This is a genomic window from Micromonospora sp. NPDC049645 (assembly GCF_040675155.1).
In the GTDB taxonomy this organism is placed as follows: Bacteria; Actinomycetota; Actinomycetes; order Mycobacteriales; family Micromonosporaceae; genus Micromonospora.
The window spans coordinates 110118-128067 of record NZ_JBFAOI010000012.1; the positions used below are offsets into that span (position 1 = coordinate 110118).

The 17950-nt window shown below is 73.8% G+C and carries 20 protein-coding genes; 8 read left to right on the forward strand and 12 right to left on the reverse strand.

Features of this window, described 5'->3' with window-relative positions; genetic code table 11:
- Nucleotides 1–98: 98 nt before the first annotated feature.
- From AB0J33_RS24435 to AB0J33_RS24455, 5 genes are all read right to left on the reverse strand, one after another.
- On the reverse strand, nucleotides 99–761 hold the full coding sequence (locus tag AB0J33_RS24435; RefSeq protein ID WP_363616329.1) for a hypothetical protein: 663 nt from the start codon (nucleotides 759–761) through the stop codon (nucleotides 99–101).
- Complete coding sequence (locus AB0J33_RS24440; RefSeq protein ID WP_363616330.1) at nucleotides 758–3433, reverse strand: FtsK/SpoIIIE domain-containing protein; 2676 nt, start codon at nucleotides 3431–3433, stop codon at nucleotides 758–760. The genes AB0J33_RS24435 and AB0J33_RS24440 overlap by 4 nt, the downstream gene beginning before the upstream one ends.
- Nucleotides 3426–4487 (reverse strand): hypothetical protein, encoded by a 1062-nt coding sequence (locus AB0J33_RS24445; protein ID WP_363616331.1) that lies wholly within the window; start codon nucleotides 4485–4487, stop codon nucleotides 3426–3428. The genes AB0J33_RS24440 and AB0J33_RS24445 overlap by 8 nt, the downstream gene beginning before the upstream one ends.
- A gap of 6 nt (nucleotides 4488–4493) precedes the next feature.
- Nucleotides 4494–4754: a hypothetical protein gene (locus AB0J33_RS24450; protein WP_030490934.1), complete on the reverse strand. Its 261-nt coding sequence runs from the start codon at nucleotides 4752–4754 to the stop codon at nucleotides 4494–4496.
- Between the two features lie 152 nt (nucleotides 4755–4906).
- Nucleotides 4907–5299: a hypothetical protein gene (locus AB0J33_RS24455; protein WP_363616332.1), complete on the reverse strand. Its 393-nt coding sequence runs from the start codon at nucleotides 5297–5299 to the stop codon at nucleotides 4907–4909.
- A gap of 141 nt (nucleotides 5300–5440) precedes the next feature.
- Between AB0J33_RS24455 and AB0J33_RS24460 the strand changes: the two genes are divergently transcribed.
- From AB0J33_RS24460 to AB0J33_RS24470, 3 genes are read left to right on the forward strand one after another with little or no spacing between them, the layout of a single operon-like run.
- Nucleotides 5441–7999 (forward strand): ATP-dependent Clp protease ATP-binding subunit, encoded by a 2559-nt coding sequence (locus AB0J33_RS24460; protein ID WP_363616333.1) that lies wholly within the window; start codon nucleotides 5441–5443, stop codon nucleotides 7997–7999.
- Complete coding sequence (locus AB0J33_RS24465; protein ID WP_363616334.1) at nucleotides 7996–8208, forward strand: hypothetical protein; 213 nt, start codon at nucleotides 7996–7998, stop codon at nucleotides 8206–8208. The genes AB0J33_RS24460 and AB0J33_RS24465 overlap by 4 nt, the downstream gene beginning before the upstream one ends.
- Nucleotides 8208–8558 carry a DUF3140 domain-containing protein gene (locus AB0J33_RS24470; protein WP_357351511.1) on the forward strand — a complete coding sequence of 117 codons (351 nt, stop codon included), beginning with the start codon at nucleotides 8208–8210 and terminating at the stop codon, nucleotides 8556–8558. The genes AB0J33_RS24465 and AB0J33_RS24470 overlap by 1 nt, the downstream gene beginning before the upstream one ends.
- 56 nt (nucleotides 8559–8614) lie before the next feature.
- On the opposite strand, the gene AB0J33_RS24475 is transcribed toward AB0J33_RS24470, so the two are convergent.
- The 3 genes from AB0J33_RS24475 to AB0J33_RS24485 form a co-directional block, all read right to left on the reverse strand.
- Nucleotides 8615–8860 carry a hypothetical protein gene (locus AB0J33_RS24475; protein ID WP_124821707.1) on the reverse strand — a complete coding sequence of 82 codons (246 nt, stop codon included), beginning with the start codon at nucleotides 8858–8860 and terminating at the stop codon, nucleotides 8615–8617.
- Nucleotides 8861–8920: 60 nt separating this feature from the next.
- Nucleotides 8921–9901: a LysR family transcriptional regulator gene (locus AB0J33_RS24480; protein WP_363616335.1), complete on the reverse strand. Its 981-nt coding sequence runs from the start codon at nucleotides 9899–9901 to the stop codon at nucleotides 8921–8923.
- Between the two features lie 84 nt (nucleotides 9902–9985).
- Complete coding sequence (locus tag AB0J33_RS24485) at nucleotides 9986–10597, reverse strand: hemerythrin domain-containing protein (protein ID WP_363616336.1); 612 nt, start codon at nucleotides 10595–10597, stop codon at nucleotides 9986–9988.
- Nucleotides 10598–10745: 148 nt separating this feature from the next.
- On the opposite strand from AB0J33_RS24485, the gene AB0J33_RS24490 reads away from it, so the two are divergent.
- Nucleotides 10746–12074 carry a M20/M25/M40 family metallo-hydrolase gene (locus tag AB0J33_RS24490; protein WP_363616337.1) on the forward strand — a complete coding sequence of 443 codons (1329 nt, stop codon included), beginning with the start codon at nucleotides 10746–10748 and terminating at the stop codon, nucleotides 12072–12074.
- Between the two features lie 57 nt (nucleotides 12075–12131).
- Entirely contained in the window at nucleotides 12132–12794 is a 663-nt protein-coding gene (locus tag AB0J33_RS24495; protein ID WP_363616338.1) for a hypothetical protein, read from the forward strand.
- Between the two features lie 52 nt (nucleotides 12795–12846).
- Here the strand turns inward: AB0J33_RS24495 and AB0J33_RS24500 are convergent, their stop codons facing one another.
- The 3 genes from AB0J33_RS24500 to AB0J33_RS24510 all read right to left on the reverse strand — a co-directional run bounded on the left by AB0J33_RS24500 (nucleotide 12847) and on the right by AB0J33_RS24510 (nucleotide 14506).
- Nucleotides 12847–13038 (reverse strand): DUF5703 family protein, encoded by a 192-nt coding sequence (locus AB0J33_RS24500; protein WP_013734349.1) that lies wholly within the window; start codon nucleotides 13036–13038, stop codon nucleotides 12847–12849.
- A 281-nt stretch (nucleotides 13039–13319) separates the two neighbouring features.
- Nucleotides 13320–14090 carry an SseB family protein gene (locus AB0J33_RS24505; RefSeq protein WP_363616339.1) on the reverse strand — a complete coding sequence of 257 codons (771 nt, stop codon included), beginning with the start codon at nucleotides 14088–14090 and terminating at the stop codon, nucleotides 13320–13322.
- Nucleotides 14087–14506: a YbaB/EbfC family nucleoid-associated protein gene (locus AB0J33_RS24510; protein WP_363616340.1), complete on the reverse strand. Its 420-nt coding sequence runs from the start codon at nucleotides 14504–14506 to the stop codon at nucleotides 14087–14089. Before AB0J33_RS24510 ends, AB0J33_RS24505 begins: the two co-directional genes overlap by 4 nt.
- 92 nt (nucleotides 14507–14598) lie before the next feature.
- On the opposite strand from AB0J33_RS24510, the gene AB0J33_RS24515 reads away from it, so the two are divergent.
- The 3 genes from AB0J33_RS24515 to AB0J33_RS24525 are packed head-to-tail and all read left to right on the forward strand — an operon-like array spanning nucleotide 14599 to nucleotide 16910.
- Nucleotides 14599–14931, forward strand: coding sequence for a hypothetical protein (locus AB0J33_RS24515; RefSeq protein WP_363616341.1), 333 nt, complete (start codon nucleotides 14599–14601; stop codon nucleotides 14929–14931).
- A complete protein-coding gene (locus AB0J33_RS24520; RefSeq protein ID WP_363616342.1) occupies nucleotides 14928–15989 on the forward strand; it encodes a WXG100 family type VII secretion target in 1062 nt (353 codons plus the stop codon). Before AB0J33_RS24515 ends, AB0J33_RS24520 begins: the two co-directional genes overlap by 4 nt.
- A gap of 12 nt (nucleotides 15990–16001) precedes the next feature.
- On the forward strand, nucleotides 16002–16910 hold the full coding sequence (locus tag AB0J33_RS24525) for a hypothetical protein (RefSeq protein WP_363616343.1): 909 nt from the start codon (nucleotides 16002–16004) through the stop codon (nucleotides 16908–16910).
- A gap of 34 nt (nucleotides 16911–16944) precedes the next feature.
- Here the strand turns inward: AB0J33_RS24525 and AB0J33_RS24530 are convergent, their stop codons facing one another.
- The gene (locus AB0J33_RS24530) at nucleotides 16945–17916 is read right to left on the reverse strand and encodes an aldo/keto reductase (RefSeq protein ID WP_363616344.1); all 972 of its coding nucleotides are present in this window, start codon (nucleotides 17914–17916) and stop codon (nucleotides 16945–16947) included.
- Between the last annotated feature and the right edge of the window lie 34 nt (nucleotides 17917–17950).

Sequence of the window (17950 nt, forward strand, 5' to 3'; positions counted from 1 at the left end):
GTCGCGGTGTCCGGGAGGCAGGGACAGCGCGGTTTCCAGGAAGCCGAGTCGATCACGCCCGGCGGGAGGGCCCCGCGCCGGCGGGACCGCGCGCGGGGTCAGCGGCCGAGCACCAGGAGCAGCACGGTGGTCAGCAGACCCGCGCCGATCACCACCGTGATCGGTCGGGGGCCGAGCACCGCGTGCCGGCGGTCGGCCAGCACCCGGGCCGGCACCAGCCCGACCAGCGGCCCGAGCAGTGTCACCACCAGCGCCAACACCGGCAGTCCGACCGCCAGGTCGCCGCCGTACCCGACGCCGAGCGCACGGGCACCGGCGCCCAGCGCGTACGCCAGCACACCGCCGGCGACCCCGCAGAGCGCCAGCAGCGGGTTGACCGAGCCCGGCAGTTCGCCCGGCTGCCCGGCCCGGTCGAGCAGGTCGCGGGCCCTGGCGAGCAAGGGCACGGGGTCGGTGGCCCCGCTGCCGTTCGCCGGGGCGGGCGGGCCACCGAGGCGGCGGGCGCCGAGGCGCGAGCGGACCTGCTGCCACAGGTGGTTCACCTCGGCGTCGACCCGTTCCTGCTGCTCACGGGCGGCGACGAGCTCCTCCTCGGCGCTTCGGAGCTGCTCGGTCGCGTCGGCGACGGCCCGTTCGGCGGCAGCGCACTGCCGCTCGTACCAGGTGTGCGCCTCGGCGCGTTGCTCGCGCACCCGCGCGGTCAGGTCGGCCAGCCGCCGCAGCTGCGCCGCGTACGTCTCGCTGGTCACCGGTTCGTTCATCGCGACGGTCCATACGGAATGATCACCTGTCCGGTGCGGTGGACCGCCCGGTCGAAGAAGAGCCCCCGCCAGGGGCGGGGATACCAGTCCGGGCCGCCGGTGCCCGGGTAGAGCGAGGAACCCAGCTCGCCGCCGTGCGCGTCCAGGGCCACCCAGGCGCCGATCTGGTCGGTGCGGGCGGCCGGACCGCCAAGGTCGGCGCGCATCCGGGCGACACCCCGCCACCAGGCCAGCACGTGCGTGCGTCGTTCCGGCCCGTCGTGCAGGATCCGGCGCAGCTGCTCCAGGCCGGTCCGCCGTCCCGTGCGGGCGGCCAGCGCGCCCGCTGCCGCGTCGACCGCGAACAGCAGCAGATAGTGCGGGGTCCCCGGGCCGCTGAGCCCGTCGGCCGTCTCTGCCATCAGCTCGCCGACGGTCTCCTCGTCGTACCAGGCGGCGTCGTCGGCCAGGTCGTCGTAGAGGGCGCGGGCGATCGGGTCGGCGTCCGGGTCGAGGCAGGCGATGGAGAATCGGGCGGTGCCCGGCGGGTGCTGACGGGCCAGCGACCGGGCCGCCGCGTCCAGCACCGCGCACGCCTCGTCCACCCGGGTGCCCAGCACCGCGAGGTTACGGCCCGGGGCGCGGGGCAGCCGCAGCGCCGCCGAGCGGGACTGCACGTCGATGATCTCGCCGAGCAGGGCCACCGGGTTGCGGGGAGCGGTCCCGTCCGGTGGCGCGGCGAGCGCCCGGAAATCCGGGGCGTCCGCCAGCCGGGGGATCGCGTCGCCGTCGAAGAGCCGGGCGGGTGCCGCGTCGGGGGCGCGCATCCGCCACAGCCGGTGCTGCAATCCGCTCCACGTCTCCCAGTCGCTGGCCGACGGGATGCGGGCGACCTCGTTGCCCTCCACCATGCCCGACTCGGCGTTGATCACCGCGTGCCAGCGCGGCAGCGACTGCGCGGCGTCGTTGCGCTCGGCGAGGATGCGCAGCGCCTTGGGCAACGCGATGCGCAGGGTGAACTGGGCGACGAGCGCCGGGCGGCCCCACAACGCCTCGATGCCCCGCACGTCCTGCGAGGCGAGGACCAGGTGGATGCCCTGGGACCGACCGCGCCGGGCCAGGTCCTCCAGTAGGTCGGCCGCCTCCCGGGCGACCACGTCCCGGCCGGCCAGCAGCATCTGGAACTCGTCCACCACCGCGACGATCCGTGGCCAGTGCCCGGTCGGGTCGACCGCCCGCAGCTCGGCCAGCTTGGTCACCTCGTGCTTCTTGGCCGCGTCGGCGCGTCGGCGTAGCTCCTCGGCGAGGAAGCGCAGCAGCGCCAACCCGAACTCCCGGTCGGTGTTGACGTTGATGCCGACCAGGCGCATGTGCGGCAGCCAGCTCGGGTCGCGCCGACCCTGCGCGAACCGCGCGAAGGAGACCCCCTCCTTGAAGTCCAGCAGGTAGAACTCCAGCTCGGCGGGGGAGTAGCGGGCCGCCAGGGCGCCGATCCACGCGAAGATCAGGTTGGTCTTGCCGGTGCCGGACGGCCCGCCGATCAGCGCGTGCGGCGGATAGTCGCCAAGCGTCAGCCGCACCGGCCGGCCGTGCGGGCCCTCACCGATCGGCGCGGTCAGCCCGTCGGCGGAGTCCTCCCGCCACATCAGCTCCGGCGGGGGCAGCAGGTCGGTGAAGGGGGTCGGCGGTGGGCCCGCGTTGACCCGGGCCGCGACGTCGCGGCAGGTCTCGGTGACCAGCGTCGCCGGTGGCGGTGGGTCCAGCCGGACTGGCAGCCCGGCCGATCCGCCGATCCGCGCGCCGGACACCCCGGCCACCACCCGGGTCACCGTCGGGTCCTCCGGCAGCGGCACCCCGTGCACCACCAGGTGTACGCCGCAGGCCGCGCCGGCGCGCACCACCCGGTCCAGTTGCCCGCGCTCGTGCCGGTTCAGCTCCTCACCGCCGAGCAGCACCGCCACCCGCCACGGCTCGGGTCGTCGGCCGGTCGCCGCCGCCAGTTCGCGCAGCGACGCGTACTCGCCGGCGAGGACCGTCTCGTTGATCCGGCGGATCTGCTCCACCAGATCGTCGAGCAGCGGACCCAACCCGCCGGGGCCGACGAAGGTGAGCAGCCCCGCCGTGCCCAGCGGGGCGAACCCGGCCAGGCCACCGCCGAGCTGGTCCGGGTCGTACCCGATCAGTCGTACCGCCCCGGGGTCGGCGCGGCCGACGGCCCGCAGCAGCAACGCGGACACCACCGCGTCGCAGCCGGCGCGGTCGTCCCCGGAGAGGTGGACGTGCCCGGCGTCGAGCAGCGGCACCAGCGCGGGCACCGGGTCGACGCCGTCGATCCGGACCGTGCCGACCCGCAGCGCGCCGGGCGGCTCGGCGCGTCGGGCGGGCGTCGGCGCCCACCCCGCCCAGTCGGCCCCCGCGCAGCCGGGCGCCTCCTGCCGGGCCGCGTCGGCGGCCCGCCGGGCCAACTCCGCGATCCGGGTGGAGTAGCGGGCGTCGATCTCGGCGATGCGGCGGTCCCGTTGGGCGCCCACCCGCTCCGGCACGGCCGCCGCCGCGCGTTGGACCCGGGACAGGCGTTCCCGCCCGGCGGTCAGCTCGGCCTGGGCGGCGGACAGCCGGGTACGGGTGGCGCCCAACGCCTCGGCGAGGGTGTCCCGGACCCGGTTGGCCAGCTGACCGCGCCGGTCAGCCATCGGAGCCCCGACGCGTGGGCGCGTCCCGCCAGGGGCTGCCCGAGCGCGGCGGCAGCCCACCGGAGCGCTGCCCCGCGACACCACCCGGACGTGCCCCCACACCGGCCGCCCGTCCCGCCGACGGCTGACCCGTGCCCGTCGGACGGCTCGTGTCGGTGGGTTGGTCCGTCCTGGTCGGTTGGCCAGAGCCCGCCGGCCTGTCGGCACCCGCTGGTGGGGTCGCGGGCAGGTCCCGGCCGAGCCGGGCGAGCAGCAAGCCGGTCGCCACACCGGCGGTCACCGCGGAGTCGGCGGCGTGCGGTGGCTCCCCGGAGGCACGCGGCGGCGGCATCCGGCACACCCGGGTCAGCAGCGTCTCCAGCACCGGCGGTGGCAGCCCGGGCAGCAGGTCGCGGACGCGCCCGTCCAACTCACCACGCAGCCGCCCGAGGTCGGTGGCGCGCGGCGGGTGCCCCAGCAGCTCAGCGGCGAGCTCGCGCAGCAGCGGGGGCGTCAGCGCCGCCATGCCCAGGCCCACGTCGGCCGGGGCCCTTCGCAGCTCCGTGCGGAGCCGGTCCCGGTCGCCGGAGCGGACCCCACCCACCACTCGGCGCAGCAGCTCCTGGGAGTCGTCCACCCGCTCGTCGGGTTCGTCGTCGGCGCCCTCGCGCCCGCCGGTCAGCTCGGCCACCCGCACCGCCCACCAGCGGCGCATCCGCACCTGCTCGGCCGGCTCCGGCGCGACCTCGGTGGGCCCGGCCGCCGGTGGCGTGTCGTGTCGGGGAGCGCGTTGCTCGGGCCGGGGCGCCGGGGCGCCGTCCGCGCCGAGCCCGATCGCGCTCAGGTACGCCGACAGCTGCTCCTGCGCCACCCGCAGCGCGTAGCCGGCGCTCTCGGCGTGCTCGGTGGCGGCCGACAGCTCGGGCACCCCCATCGGGTTGGCCGACTCCTGTCGGACCCAGCGCAGCCGCTCCGCGGCCAGGCCGAACTTCTCCAGCGCCTGCCCGAGCAGGGCCACCGGAAACTCCTCGGTGGCGGCGCGGACCTGCCCGCCGACGTCCTCGATGATCGACATGGCGGCCTACAGGGTGGAGACGTAGAGCTGCGCCTGCTCCACCGCGACGAGTGTCGCGGCGAGGCAGTCCTCCAGCTCCTGACTGGCCTGGGTCAGCGACGCCTGGGCCGCCTCCACGGTCTCGTGCCCGCTGCCCTCCAGTGCCCCGGCCAGGGTCTGCTGTGCCTCGGACAGTTTCTCGCCGGCCGCCTGCACGGCTGTCTGCCCGTCCCCGATCTGTTGGAGGGCGACATCGATGGCAGCCTTCAACTCGGCGACGCTCGCCACGGCGGAACCTCCTGGGGGCGGGGAGATCTCCATTAGAGCCTATCGCCGGTCGCGAAAGAACATCCGCCCTGTCGGTGTTCCTGCCCGCCTGTCCGGTAGGCCCTCGGAAGTGCCGGGAGTCCGATCTGTGGGAGTCCCAGTGCGAGATTTTCTCAGTTGCTGGTCGGGTCGTCGCGGAGCCAACGCGGCCCGTACACCTCGGCGCCCAGCGCGGTCACCCGCCCGCGCAACTCCCGGTCGGCGGTGACCACCAGCCGGCGACGCCGCGGTGCCCCCTGCACCAGCTCGACCACCGTGTCGTCGCCGGACCCGGCGGCGGAGACCACCCGTACGCCCTCGGTGCCCGGCACGTCGCGCGCCGCCCCCTCGACCACCAGGACCACCTCCACCGGGGCGGTCAGCCGGGCCGGCAACCCGACTGTCGCCACCGGGGCGAGCGAGTCGCGCAACCGCGCCGCGGCCCCGGCCCGGTCGCGCCACCACCCGTTCGGGCGGGAGCCCACCACGTTGGCGCCATCCACGATCAGCAGCGGGGTCTCATCCATCCCGTCAGCCTGCCACCAACGGCCGGCCCCCGGCCCGACGCCACTCCCGACATGCCGGTGCTCCGCCGGCTGGGGCGTTTGTCGGGGCGCGCGCCGGGTAGCCCCTGCCGACCGTGCCGAGCCCTACCGCGGAGGACAGACATGATGGGACCCGGTGACATCGGCTCCGACCCGTGGGACGAATTCCTGGCCAGGTACTTCGGCCGGGGCGAGGGAGGGCGCCGACCGCCGCACCGGGTCGACATCACCCGACTGATGACGGCCGACGCCCGGGAGATGCTCGCCGACGCGGCCCGGCGGGCCGCGCAGCGGCAGAGCAGCGACCTGGACACCGACCACCTGCTCTGGGCGGCGCTGCAACGCGAACAGCTGCGCGACCTGGTACGCCGGGCCGGCGCCGACCCGGACACCCTGCTCAACGCCCTCGGCGGCAAGGGCGACGGCGCGCCCCGCGGGGAGGTGCCGCCCAACCTGTCGTTGACCCCCGCCGCCAAGCGGGCGCTGCTCGACGCCCATCAGCTGTCCCGGGCGATGGGCGCGAACTACATCGGCCCCGAGCACATCCTGATGGCGTTGCCGCTCAACCCGGAGTCACCGGCCGGGCGGATGCTGGCCGCCGGCCGGATCCAGCCCGAGTCGTTGCAGGCGGCCAACGCCGAGCGCGGACCGATGACCGGGCCGAGGCCGGACCGTGGCACCCCCACCCTGGACCAGTACGGGCAGGACCTCACCGACCTGGCCCGCAACGACCAGATCGACCCGGTGATCGGACGGGCCGACGAGATCGAGCAGGCCGTGGAGATCCTGTCCCGGCGTACCAAGAACAATCCGGTGCTGATCGGCGAGGCCGGCGTCGGCAAGACCGCCATCGTCGAGGGGCTGGCCGAACGGATCTGCGACGGCGACGTACCGCAGACCCTGCTCGGCAAGCGGGTCGTCCAGCTCGACCTGGCCGGCCTGGTCGCCGGCACCCGCTACCGGGGCGACTTCGAGGAACGGCTGAAGAAGGTGATCGACGAGATCCGGGCGCACCGGGACGAGCTGATCATCTTCATGGACGAGATCCACACCCTGGTCGGCGCCGGTGGCGCCGGCAGCGAGGGCGGGATGGACGCGTCCAACATGCTCAAACCCGCCCTCGCCCGGGGCGAACTGCGGGTGATCGGCGCGACGACGCTTGACGAGTACCGCAAGAGCATCGAGAAGGACGCCGCCCTGGCCCGGCGCTTCCAGCCGGTGCTGGTGCCCGAGCCCAGCGTCGACGACACCATCGCCATCCTGCGCGGGCTGCGCGACCGGTACGAGGCCCACCACCAGGTGCGCTTCACCGACGAGGCGCTGGTCGCCGCCGCCGAGCTGTCCGACCGGTACGTCACCGACCGGTTCCTGCCGGACAAGGCGATCGACCTCATCGACCAGGCCGGCGCCCGGGTGCGGTTGCGCACCCGAACGCCCGCGTCCGACGTGCGGGAGCTGGAGCAGGAACTCGACGAGGTACGCCGGGACAAGGAACAGGCCGTCACCGACGAGCAGTACGAGCGGGCCTCCGCGCTGCGCGACCGGATCGCCGAGCTGGAGGCGGATATCCGGCGCGCGAACGGCGACGACGGCACGTCCGCCTCGCAGGTGCCCGAGGTGGGCCCGCAGGAGATCGCCGAGGTGGTCTCCCGGGCCACCGGCATCCCGGTCAGCCAGCTCACCGAGGAGGAACGCGACCGGTTGCTGCGCCTGGAGGGCCACCTGCACCAGAAGGTGGTCGGTCAGGACGACGCGGTCACCGCGGTCGCCGAGGCCGTCCGCCGCTCCCGGGCCGGGCTGGCCGACCCGGAGCGGCCGATGGGCAGCTTCCTGTTCCTCGGCCCGACCGGTGTCGGCAAGACCGAGTTGGCGCGGGCCCTGGCCGAGGCGTTGTTCGGCGAGGCGGACCGGATGGTCCGGGTGGACATGAGCGAGTTCCAGGAACGGCACACGGTCAGCCGGCTGGTCGGCGCGCCACCCGGATACGTCGGCTACGAGGAGGCCGGTCAGCTCACCGAGGCGGTGCGTCGCCGCCCGTACGCGGTGGTGCTGCTCGACGAGATCGAGAAGGCCCACCCGGACGTGTTCAACATCCTGCTCCAGGTGCTCGACGACGGGCGGCTCACCGACAGCCAGGGCCGGACGGTGAACTTCAAGAACACCGTCCTGATCATGACGAGCAACCTCGGCTCCGAGCTGATCACCGGAACCCAGCGTGCGGTCGGGTTCGGCACCGGCGCGCCGGGCAGCGAACAGGAGAACGACGAGCTGCGCGAACGGCTGATGCGTCGCCTCCAGGAAAACTTCCGACCCGAATTCCTCAACCGCATCGACGAGGTGATCATCTTCCGCCGGCTGGAGGCCGAGCAGCTGCGCGACATCACCGCGCTGCTGCTCGAGGAGACCCGTCGCCGCATGCACGCCCAGGACCTCCAGGTGGAGTTCACCACCGCCGGCATCGACTGGCTCGCCGAGCACGGCTACCAGCCGGAGTTCGGCGCTCGCCCGCTGCGCCGGGTCATCCAGCGGGAGGTGGACAACCACCTGTCCCGCATGCTGCTGGAGTCGGCGATCTCGCCGGGGCAGAAGGTCACGGTGGACGCGCGCGACGGCGCGCTCACCTTCGACGTGACCGCGGGCGAGCGGGGGTACACCGCCGCCACGACAACACACCCGCGATGAGCGGGCCGGCGCGACGAGACGAACGCGAGGACCCGCACGAGCCCGCGGAGTCCGCGAAACCCCGGGACGAGGACGACCATCCCGACCCGATCCTGGCGCCACCCACCGCCAACCCCCGCCGGACCCGGGTGCCCGCGGAGGGCCTGCATCCGAAGACCGACCACGACGACCCGGAGACGTCCGACCATCGCCTGCGAGAGGAGACCTGATGGTACGCGAAGCGCGGCTCGACCCCGAGGTGGAAGTGCTCTGGGAGGACTTCCACGCCGAGGTCAACGTCCCCTCGGAGCAACTGCGGACCTGGCTGCTGACCCGGGGTTCCGGGGAGGAGTCGTTCAGCCCGAACCCCAACCTCGACCTGCCCCAACCGGGCCGGGAGATCCTCAAGGTGCTCAACAAGCGCAAGGTCGACCTCACCCCGGAGGACATCGAGGTGATGCGGGAGGCGGTCGAGCGGATCCGCGAGCTGATGGACGCCAAGCCGTCCCGCGGCAACGCCGACGACACCTGGCGACACTCGCTGCTGGACCTGGGTCACGACCCGCTCGTCGAACGCTGAACGCGACCACCCGTGACGGTGCCGTCCCGACCCCGGGCCGGCACCGTCGTGGCGCGTCACTGGCCCTGGTCGGGCTCCAGACTCCCGATGGTCAGACCCGCCGCGTCGGCGGCGGCGTCCCGGTCGCCGCGGGTCTGGTCCTCCCGGGTGAGCAGGTTCGCGTACTCGGTCACGTCGGCCGGGTCGGGCACCGTCGGCAGGCGGCGCAGGAACGCCTCCACCGCACGGGTGGCGGCGGTGTGCGCGGCAGCGGCCTGGCGCAGCAGTTCGCGGTCGTCGGCGGGCGGGTAGAGGTCGGTCATGTCCGCCAGATACCCGGCCCACGGCGGTTCGCACCGGCAGCGGCCGGGAATACCGGCCGGTCAGCCCGGCCGGGCCGCACTGGGCTGCCGGACACCGAACCCCGGGTTGCGCGGCAACCAGGCCAGGTACGCCGGATGCGGCGCCAGCGAGTCCACGTACGCCGCCTTGGCCGTCTCCAGCACCAGCCCGGCGCCCTGCGCGGCGGGGGAGTCCGGATGCCAGCCGAGCAGGAGCCGCCAGCGCAGCGGCGTTCCGGCCAGTTGCCGGGTGACCAATCCGCTCACCGGGCGGAACGTCGCCTGGCACAGGGCCACCGCCACCCCGGCGTCCACCAGGTCGACGCAGCCGCGGATGTCGGTCTCGTACACCTTGCGGGGGGTGAAGCCGGCGCGGGCGCAGGCGGCGGCGAAGCAGTCGGCGAAGCAGCCGTCGCCGGGCGCGGCGACCCACTGCTCGTGACGCAGGTCCGCCAGGCGTACCTCGTCGTGCTCCGCCAGGGGGTGGGTCTCCGGCAGCAGCACCAGCACCGGGTCGACGGCCACCTCCTGCCAGCTCAACCCGAACCCGGCCGACGGGCTGGCGTCGCCGCACACCCCGGCGAGCGCGAAGTCCAGTCGCCCGCCGGCCACCAACTGCGCCAGCTCGTCCACCGACCAGGACGCGTACGTGGTGATCTGGGCCGGCGGCTGTTCGGCCGCCAACCGGTGCACCAGCCGACCCAGGATCGGGCTGTTCACCCCACCGAACCGGTAGCACGGCGGCGTGTCGCCCGCCCCGGCCAGGCGGGCCGCCTCGTCCTGTAGCCCCTTCATCGCCGGCAGCAGCACCCGGGCGCGGGCCAGCACCAACTCACCGAGCGCGGTGGGCCGGGCCCCGCGCCGGTCCCGATCGAACAGCGGGCCGCCCAGCGTCCGCTCGATGCGTTGAAGCTGGGCGGTGAGCGCCGGCTGGGCCAGGCCGAGCGCCGAGGCCGCCTTCGTCACACTTCCCGTCTCGGCGATCGCGCAGACCACCCGCAGGTGACGCAGCTCCAGGTTCATACGGTGACGGTAGGACTACGGGGTCTGCTGGCGGAATAGCCCGAGTGGATCGGTGATAATGAATGCACTCCTGGCCGTCGCCGGTCACCTGTCGCGCGGTGGCTCCGGCAGGTCCGCCAGGTACGTCGGCCGCCGGGTCACCGCGTCGAGGACCTTGTCCACCACACCGACCGCCGGCTCCACGATCCGGTTCCACGGCGGAGTGGCCGGTGTGCCCGGGTGCGGTCGGGTCGGCGCGGCCTCCTCGGCGATCTCCAGCCGGTTGCCGAGCCGGATCAGCTCCTCCTCGCTCGCCACCGCGCGCAACTCGGTGACCAGCGCGTCCACCCCGTCGACGTGCCGGCGGACCCGCTCGGCGACCTCGCTCAACGCCTCGTCGGTCAGCCCCTTCAGGGCGCTCAGCAGGGCCGCGTCGGCGTTGATCTCCGCGTCCACCCGTTCGGTGGCCGTCGGCAGCGCCGCCCGTACCGCCGGCAGCAGGTACTGCTCCTCGGCGGACAGGTGCCGCGACAGCGCGGCGGTGAGCACCGCCAGCCCCTCCTGCGGGGTGGTGTCCGGGCCGGAGAGCTGGTCCAGCAGCGCCAGCAGTTGCCGGTGCTCCCGGTCGACGATGTCGGCGATGCTGCGGCCGGCGGGCCGGTAGCCCTCCTCGGGTGCGGGCGTGGGCGGCAGCGGCGGCAGGGGAACGGTGGACATGGTGCCCTCCTCGACTGGCGGGCGGAAGCTCCGGCAGGGGACGTACGGTCGTGGGCGGCGATACCCGAAGGCGCGCACCACGAAACCGGCCGTCGATGCGTGCACCCGCGCCGGTCCGTCGACCGGCCGGGGCTGGTATGAAGAGGCGATGACGAGCGATGCCGCCTCCGCCCGACCGGACCCCACCGCCGAGGTCGTGGACCTCTGCCGCGACCTGCTGCGCATCGACACCACCAACACCGGTGACAACGACACCAGCGTCGGCGAGCGCCGCGCGGCCGAGTACGTGGCGGAGAAGCTCGCCGAGGTGGGCGTGGAGTCCGTCCTGCACGAGTCCGCGCCGGGCCGGGCGAACGTGGTGGCCCGCATCCCGGGCACCGACCCGAGCCGGGGCGCGCTGCTGGTGCACGGCCACCTGGACGTGGTGCCCGCCGACGCCGACGAGTGGTCGGTCGACCCGTTCTCCGGCGAGCTGCGCGACGGCTACCTGTGGGGTCGGGGCGCGATCGACATGAAGGACTTCGACGCGATGGTGCTCGCCGTGGTGCGGCACTGGCAGCGCACCGGCGTACGACCGCCCCGCGACATCGTCCTCGCGTACACCGCCGACGAGGAGGCGGGCAGCGACTACGGCGCGCGCTTCCTGGTGGACAACCACCGCGGCCTCTTCGACGGCTGCACCGAGGCGATCGGCGAGGTCGGCGGCTTCTCCTACTCGGTCAACGACAGCCAGCGGCTCTACCTCATCGAGACCGCCGAGAAGGGCATCGACTGGCTGCGGCTGCACGCCAAGGGCCGCCCCGGGCACGGCTCGATGATGCACGACGACAACGCGGTCACCGCGCTCGCCGAGGCGGTCGCCCGGATCGGCCGGCACCGTTTCCCGGTGGTGGTCACCGACACCGTGCGGGCCTTCCTGACGGAGGTCTCCGACCTGCTCGGCATCGAGTTGGACCCGGACGACCCGGAGACGGCCATCGCCAAGCTCGGTCCCATCGCCAACATCATCGGCGCGACCATCCGCAACACCGCCAACCCGACCCGGTTGAGCGCCGGCTACAAGGACAACGTCATCCCCGGCCGGGCCACCGCCACCATCGACTGCCGCAGCCTGCCGGGCCAGTCGGAGTTGCTGGAGCGGCAGCTGCGCGAGCTGGTCGGCCCGGACATCGCGATCGAGTACGTCCAGCGGCAGCCGGCGTTGGAGACCACCTTCGACGGTGACCTGGTCGAGGCCATGTCGGCGGCCCTGCGCGCCGAGGACCCGGGCGCGCGTCCGGTTCCGTACATGCTCTCCGGGGGCACCGACGCCAAGGCGTTCTCGCAGCTGGGCATCCGCTGCTTCGGGTTCGCCCCGCTCCGGCTGCCCGCCGACCTGAACTTCTCGGCGTTGTTCCACGGCATCGACGAGCGCGTTCCGGTGGACGGACTACAGTTCGGCGTGCGGGTTCTCGACCGGTTCCTGCGCACCTGCTAGTCGTGTCCGGCCGTGCCGCCGGCGCGCAACCTCCCCATCGTGAAGGGACTGCCCCACATGACCGACCAGCATGGTGAGCTGGACGCCGCTCTCGAGCGGGTGATCGAAGCGGCCCGCCACCACCTGGCCGCCGTACACGCCGCGCAGGGCCGCGTCGACGACGACGACGTCTGGCAGGCGTACGTGGCGTTGAACAACGCCTCCTTCGCGTACGACGAGCGGCTGCTCGACGCCTTCGGCGAGGTGACGCCGTGGGACGTCGACTCGATCGACCCGGACGAGGCCGACGAGCGTTTCGGCGGCGGCGAGGGAGCCGAGGCCAGCGACCCGCACCCTCGGGTGATCTCGGTGCGCCAGCGCCGTGACTACCGGATCCCGAGCGTCTCCGCGCTGCTGCGGGTGGCCGAGGCGGCCCGCCGCGAGGGCACCCCGGAGGACGACGAGCCGGCCCCGGTGGAGGGAGTCGGCGAGGCGGTGCTGGAGCTGCTGCAGAGCGGCGACGGCTCGCTCGGCGCGCTGGACGTCCCCGAGTTGGAACCGCTCGACGGGGTGGTCATGGTCAGCGAGGTGGGCACCCCGGTCGACCTGGAGTCGTTCGACGACGAGGACGCGGTCGGCCCGTTCCAGCCGGCGGCCGACGACCGACTGGTCGGTCGGCTCGACGAGCACCCGTTCCTGGAGCTCGACGACGACCACGACCACGCCGGGCACCAGCACTAGGCCGTGCGCGCGCCCGGGGTCGACTCCGGCCCCGGGCGGCGCCGCCCGATCGTCAGTACGACAGACCCGGCTGCGGCTGGTTGACCCGCCGACGACGCAGCACCACCTGCCGCGTGCCGTCCCGGTACAGCCGCACCCGGGCCAACTCCCATCCGGAGAACTCCGCCTGGATCGCCAACTGCGCCGCGGCGGTCAACCGGTCGACGTTCGGCGGCAGCCGCAGTGGCGCGTACTCGTAGTCCATGCCACCCATGCTGCCCAGCCCAGCGGCCGTTCGCCACCCCCTCGGGGGTGACCAACGACGCTACCGTGGGTGTTTCGTGCCGCCCCGTGCCCCCGTCGCGTCGATCTTGCAGTTTCGGTCGCCGGGATGAGTGGAACCCCCTGTGCCGCGACCGCAACCGCCCGGACGCATGATCCACTCGGCTTTCATGAAGTCGGGGTATTCCCGCACCCAGACACCGCGGTTTCAAGAAATCCGAGTCGATCTTCACCCCGGGGGCGGCCGACCACCTGGGCGGGACGTCAGCCGACGGGGACGTTCGCGGTCAGCAGGGCGGCGAGAGCCGGCGCGGCCAGCGCGACCGCCCGGGCACTGCCCGGGTCGACCGCCAGCCCCCAGGACGGGTCCGGCCAGTCCTCGAACAACTCGGCGCAGGGCAGCGCGATGAACGGCACCCCGTCCCCGGTGAACGCGGCCAGCGCGTCCGGCGAGGTGAAGACCGGCAGCAGGGGCGCGCCGGTCGCGTCGCCGACCACCGTCCACGGGAAGTCGGCATCCGGCGTCGGTTCCCCCGCCAGCGGGACGCACACCGTGGCGCCGGCCAGCACTCCGAGATAACCGGGCAGGTCACGCCGTTCGACAGCCGCGGCGAGCACCGCCACCACGGCCGGCTGCGCCGCCGCTGGCGGTACTGCCGCGCCGGGAAGCATCGCCGGGCCAGGCCGCGCGGCCTGCGGCGCCGCTGGTGGCAGTGCCCGGCAGGAGAGCGCGCCGGGCTCGTTTGTCAACACCTCGGCGGCGGTGCGGGTCACGAACACGCTGAGCCGCTCCACCTGCTCCGGGGTGCGCCGTGCCTCGTACCACCAGCTGCCGTCGCCGGTCGGGCGGTGCCAGCCGAGCGCGGCCAGGCGTGCCTCGTCGTGGCCGGGGCAGACCACCCGCACCACCTCGCGGCGCACCAGCAGCCGCATCCCGCGCGCACCGGCGGAGAGCTCCAGGTCGGTGTCCCGGTCGCAGCGGGCCACCGTCTCGCGCAGCCGGGTGGCGATCTCCGGCCAGGTCGGCGACGTCACGCCGGTGCGCCGGGCAGGCGGTCGTCCAGCCGACCGAGCCGGGCCATGGTCTCCTCCAGCCGGCCCAACGCCGAGAAGTCGCCCGGCTTGCCGAACAGGTCACCGAGCCCCGCGCCGAGCGTGACGTCCAACCCCTCGGTGTGCTCGTCGACGTGCTCGCTGGCCACCGCACGGGCCCGCTGGTAGGCGTCGAGCACCAGCGCGGCCAACCCCTCCGTGCCGGCGCGCAGGGCGGCGGGCGCGAGGGTGAGACCGGTCAACGCGCCGGTGGCGTCGACGGTCGCCGAAACCAGACCGCTCTCGTCGGCCGCGGTGCCGGACAGCTCGGACAGGTCGTCGCGGAGATCCGCGAACCGGCGCTCGATGTCGGCGATGCGCCCGGCGAGCGCGTCGAACGCGGACGTCGGGTCCGTCATGAGATTCCTCCCCGTGGATCGTGTCACCGGGTGGTGCCCGGTGGCCGGAAGATCGTATCGTCGGTGCGCTCGACTCATGGGGGAGGAACGGCATGCCACCGGATATCGATGTCGACGTGCAGGCGGTCCGTCGACTGGAGACAGCCGCCAAGCAGGTCGCCAGCTCGCTCGCCGCGCTGGAGAGTCAGATCGTCTCGGCCGGTGACGTGCCGTCGGACGCTTTCGGGCACCTGCCGTTCGCCAGCGACCTGCTCCGCGACAAGTACGCCGAGCAGGTCACCGGCGGCAAGGAGCTGTTCGGCGCCGCCAATGCCGCGTTCGGTCGGGTCGCCACGGCGCTGGCCGACACGGCCGAGGCGTACGAGCACAACGAGCGGGACCTCGACGCCGGTTTCAAGGCCATCCAGTCGGGGCTGCCCGGATGAGCGGCCCGGCCGGCAGCGCCGTCCAGTTGTGGAACGGCCTCGACAACGCGCTCTCCGGGGTGCAGGACGCTGTCGACAGTGTCTGCCGGACCCTGGCGTGGCCGCTCATCCAGCTCGTCGATCTGGTCGACGGCGAGCCCGCCGCGCTGCGCGCCAAGGCCGCCGAGTGGGACGCGTTGGCCGCGCAGGTGCGCGACCTGGCGCAGGGGCACCGCGGTGTCCGCGAGTCCGCGCAGGCGGGGTGGCGCTCACCCTCCGGTGTGGCGTACGGGCAGCGGTTGGCCGAGGTGGAGCAACAACTCCTCGACGTCGCCGAGCAGTTCGCCGCGACCGCGGAGTACCTGCGCAGTGTCGCCGACGGGCTGCAAACCGTGCACGACGTGCTCGTGGACCTCTGCGTGGAGTTCGTGAACTTCCTGCTGGTGACGCTGGTGACGGCGTTGCTGATGGCGCCGGTCACCATGGGCGCGTCCTGGGCCGCCGGTGTCGGCGTGGCCGTGACCCGGGGCCTGATCGTGGTCACCCGGATGCTGAAGGTCATCCGGCCGCTCGCGGTGCACCTACAGAAGGTCATCCGCCTGCTCCAGCGGATCATGCTGTACCTGCGCAAGCTGCGGACGCACCTGGACAAGCTGGTCGACATGCAGAAGGGGCTGCGCGCCGGCAAGAAGTACGCCGACAAGCGCCGCGCCGCCGGCAAGCTCGACAAGTGGCACCACAAGTTCCTCGACCCCACGAAGGGCACCTACAAGCTGGGCAAGTCCGGCTCCCCGTTCGACATGGGCGCCCTGGAGCGGGCCGCCGCGCTGCGCGCGCACGGGGTCGCCGACGGGGCCCGGGTGATCGCCCGGGACTGGGCGACCAACCTGCCGTGGAACGTGCCGAACTCGGTCGTGCACGGCGTCACCTGGGGGACCGTCGCGTTGACCAGCGGGCTGTCGGTCCCCGGCAGCGAGCAGGTCGGCGACCAGATCGACCAGGCGGTGCAGGGCGGGGCCGACTGGATCGACCAGAATGTGTTCGGGCAGCCGCCGGCGGGCCAGCCGGCGGGCCGCTAGGGAGGGCGACGCGTGACGGCAGGGGAGCGGGGTCGGCTGGGCCGATTCACCGACGCGGTGCTCGGCGGCGCGCGGGCCGCCCGCGACAGGGCCCGCGAGCTGCGCGACGAGTTCCGCACCAGCGACGAACCCGAACGTGCCCTCGTCACGCCGCTGCTACCGGGCCAGGAGCTGCAATACGTGGGGCTGGGCCCGGTCCGCATGTCGCAGACCCACCGGGCCGGTCGGCAGCTCGCCGACGAGGTCGGCGCCGAGCTGGCCGAGGCCCTCGACCCGAAGGTGCTGTTCGGCTTGCTCAACATCGTCAACCCGGTGGTCTGGGTCGACGCCGTGCTGACGCCGGTGCGGCTGGCCGCGGGTGTGCTGTTGCTGCCGGGCCAGGCCGGCGCCCTCGCCGCCGGTGTGCCGGAGTCGGCCCAGCAACAGCCGGACCTGCCGCACCAACCCGCCCACCGCGAGCCGATCGCGCTCACCGAGGAGCAGGAGGCGTTCCGGGCGCTGTTCCGACTGAGCCAGTACCGCCCGCTGGCCGACCAGCTCGCCGAGATCGCCTACCGGCGCCGGTACGTCTTCAGCGGCGACCTCGCCACCCTCGCCGGCAGTCTGCTGCTCTTCCTGGAGCGCTACAGCGGCACACCCCTGGCCGTGACGGACACCCATCTGCACCTGCTGCGGATGGGCCCCCGCCCGGACGCCGACCGGCCCGACCGGCGTCAACCGCGGGTGCTGTGGAGTGTGCGGCGTGACCGGGTGGCCCGGGTCGACTCCGAGCGGGGCGCGAGCGGGCTGGTGCAGCTCGCCTCCACCATCGTCTTCGACGACGGCTCGTGGATCCGGCTCACCCAGCCCGCCCTGCGCGACGACCAGTCGCGCTTCCTGACCGCGATCCACGACCTCCCCGGGCAGCGTCCGACGCCCTGACCCGGCGATGATCCGCCGTGGCGTGGCGGGTCGGTCAGCCGTCGCGTTCGGGGTAGCCGACCGGTACCGCGGACACGTCGTCCAGCGCGGTGGTGATCTCCTCGGGCAGGGTGATCCGTTCCACCTGGAGCGCGCCGAGCAGCTGCCCCACCGTCCGGGCGCCGAGGATCGGCGCGGTCACGCCGGGCCGGTCCCGGATCCAGGCCAACGCCACCTCCAACGGCGACACGCCCAGCCCGCCGGCCGCGGTCGCCACCGCCTCCACGATGCTGGAGCAACGCGGCTCCAGGTACCTGGCGACGAACCGCTCGAAGTGCGGCGAGGCGGCCCGGGAATCGGCCGGACGGCCGTGCCGGTACTTGCCGGTGAGCACTCCCCGGCCCAGCGGCGACCAGGGCAGCACGCCCAGGCCGAGCGCGTCGCAGGCCGGCAGCACCTCCCGCTCCACGCCCCGTTCCAACAGCGAATACTCGACCTGGGCCGCGACCACCGGCGCCCGCCCCGGCCAGGCGGTCTGCCAGGCGGCGGCCCGCGCGGTCTGCCAGCCGGAGAAGTTCGACACCCCGACGTAGCGGACCTTGCCGCTGGCCACCGCGTGGTCGAGGGCGGCCAGGGTTTCCTCCAGCGGGGTGTCCGGGTCGTACCCGTACACCTGGAAAAGGTCGACGTGGTCGGTGCCGAGCCGGCGCAGCGACGCGTCCAACGTCCGCAGCAGGTGGCCCCGGGAGCCGTCCCGGCGTCGCCGACTGCCGGGGCGCAACCCGGCCTTGGTGGCGATCAGCAGCTCCTCGCGGGGGACGAGGGAGCCCAGCAGCGAGCCGATCACCGACTCGGCGTCACCGTCGCCGTACACGTCGGCGGTGTCGATCAGATTGCCGCCCGCGTCCAGGTAACTCTTCAGCTGGGCCGCCGCGTCGTCGGCGTCGGTGTCCCGACCCCAGGTCATGGTGCCGAGCGCGAGCCGGGAAACCGCCAGCCCGCTTCGGCCGAGCGGTCGCTGTTGCATGGGTGAACCTTATTTCGAACCTGCCGCCACGGAT

Bases quoted from the DNA above. Each gene is read 5' to 3' on its own strand.
- AB0J33_RS24445 (WP_363616331.1), bottom strand. From the start codon at position 4,487: ATGTCGATCATCGAGGACGTCGGCGGGCAGGTCCGCGCCGCCACCGAG.
- AB0J33_RS24520 (WP_363616342.1), top strand. From the start codon at position 14,928: ATGAGCGGCCCGGCCGGCAGCGCCGTCCAGTTGTGGAACGGCCTCGAC.
- AB0J33_RS24485 (WP_363616336.1), bottom strand. From the start codon at position 10,597: ATGTCCACCGTTCCCCTGCCGCCGCTGCCGCCCACGCCCGCACCCGAG.
- AB0J33_RS24455 (WP_363616332.1), bottom strand. From the start codon at position 5,299: ATGGATGAGACCCCGCTGCTGATCGTGGATGGCGCCAACGTGGTGGGC.
- AB0J33_RS24495 (WP_363616338.1), top strand. From the start codon at position 12,132: ATGACCGACCAGCATGGTGAGCTGGACGCCGCTCTCGAGCGGGTGATC.
- AB0J33_RS24435 (WP_363616329.1), bottom strand. From the start codon at position 761: ATGAACGAACCGGTGACCAGCGAGACGTACGCGGCGCAGCTGCGGCGG.
- AB0J33_RS24460 (WP_363616333.1), top strand. From the start codon at position 5,441: ATGATGGGACCCGGTGACATCGGCTCCGACCCGTGGGACGAATTCCTG.
- AB0J33_RS24440 (WP_363616330.1), bottom strand. From the start codon at position 3,433: ATGGCTGACCGGCGCGGTCAGCTGGCCAACCGGGTCCGGGACACCCTC.
- AB0J33_RS24480 (WP_363616335.1), bottom strand. From the start codon at position 9,901: ATGAACCTGGAGCTGCGTCACCTGCGGGTGGTCTGCGCGATCGCCGAG.
- AB0J33_RS24510 (WP_363616340.1), bottom strand. From the start codon at position 14,506: ATGACGGACCCGACGTCCGCGTTCGACGCGCTCGCCGGGCGCATCGCC.
- AB0J33_RS24490 (WP_363616337.1), top strand. From the start codon at position 10,746: ATGACGAGCGATGCCGCCTCCGCCCGACCGGACCCCACCGCCGAGGTC.
- AB0J33_RS24465 (WP_363616334.1), top strand. From the start codon at position 7,996: ATGAGCGGGCCGGCGCGACGAGACGAACGCGAGGACCCGCACGAGCCC.
- AB0J33_RS24500 (WP_013734349.1), bottom strand. From the start codon at position 13,038: ATGGACTACGAGTACGCGCCACTGCGGCTGCCGCCGAACGTCGACCGG.
- AB0J33_RS24530 (WP_363616344.1), bottom strand. From the start codon at position 17,916: ATGCAACAGCGACCGCTCGGCCGAAGCGGGCTGGCGGTTTCCCGGCTC.
- AB0J33_RS24475 (WP_124821707.1), bottom strand. From the start codon at position 8,860: ATGACCGACCTCTACCCGCCCGCCGACGACCGCGAACTGCTGCGCCAG.
- AB0J33_RS24470 (WP_357351511.1), top strand. From the start codon at position 8,208: ATGGTACGCGAAGCGCGGCTCGACCCCGAGGTGGAAGTGCTCTGGGAG.
- AB0J33_RS24515 (WP_363616341.1), top strand. From the start codon at position 14,599: ATGCCACCGGATATCGATGTCGACGTGCAGGCGGTCCGTCGACTGGAG.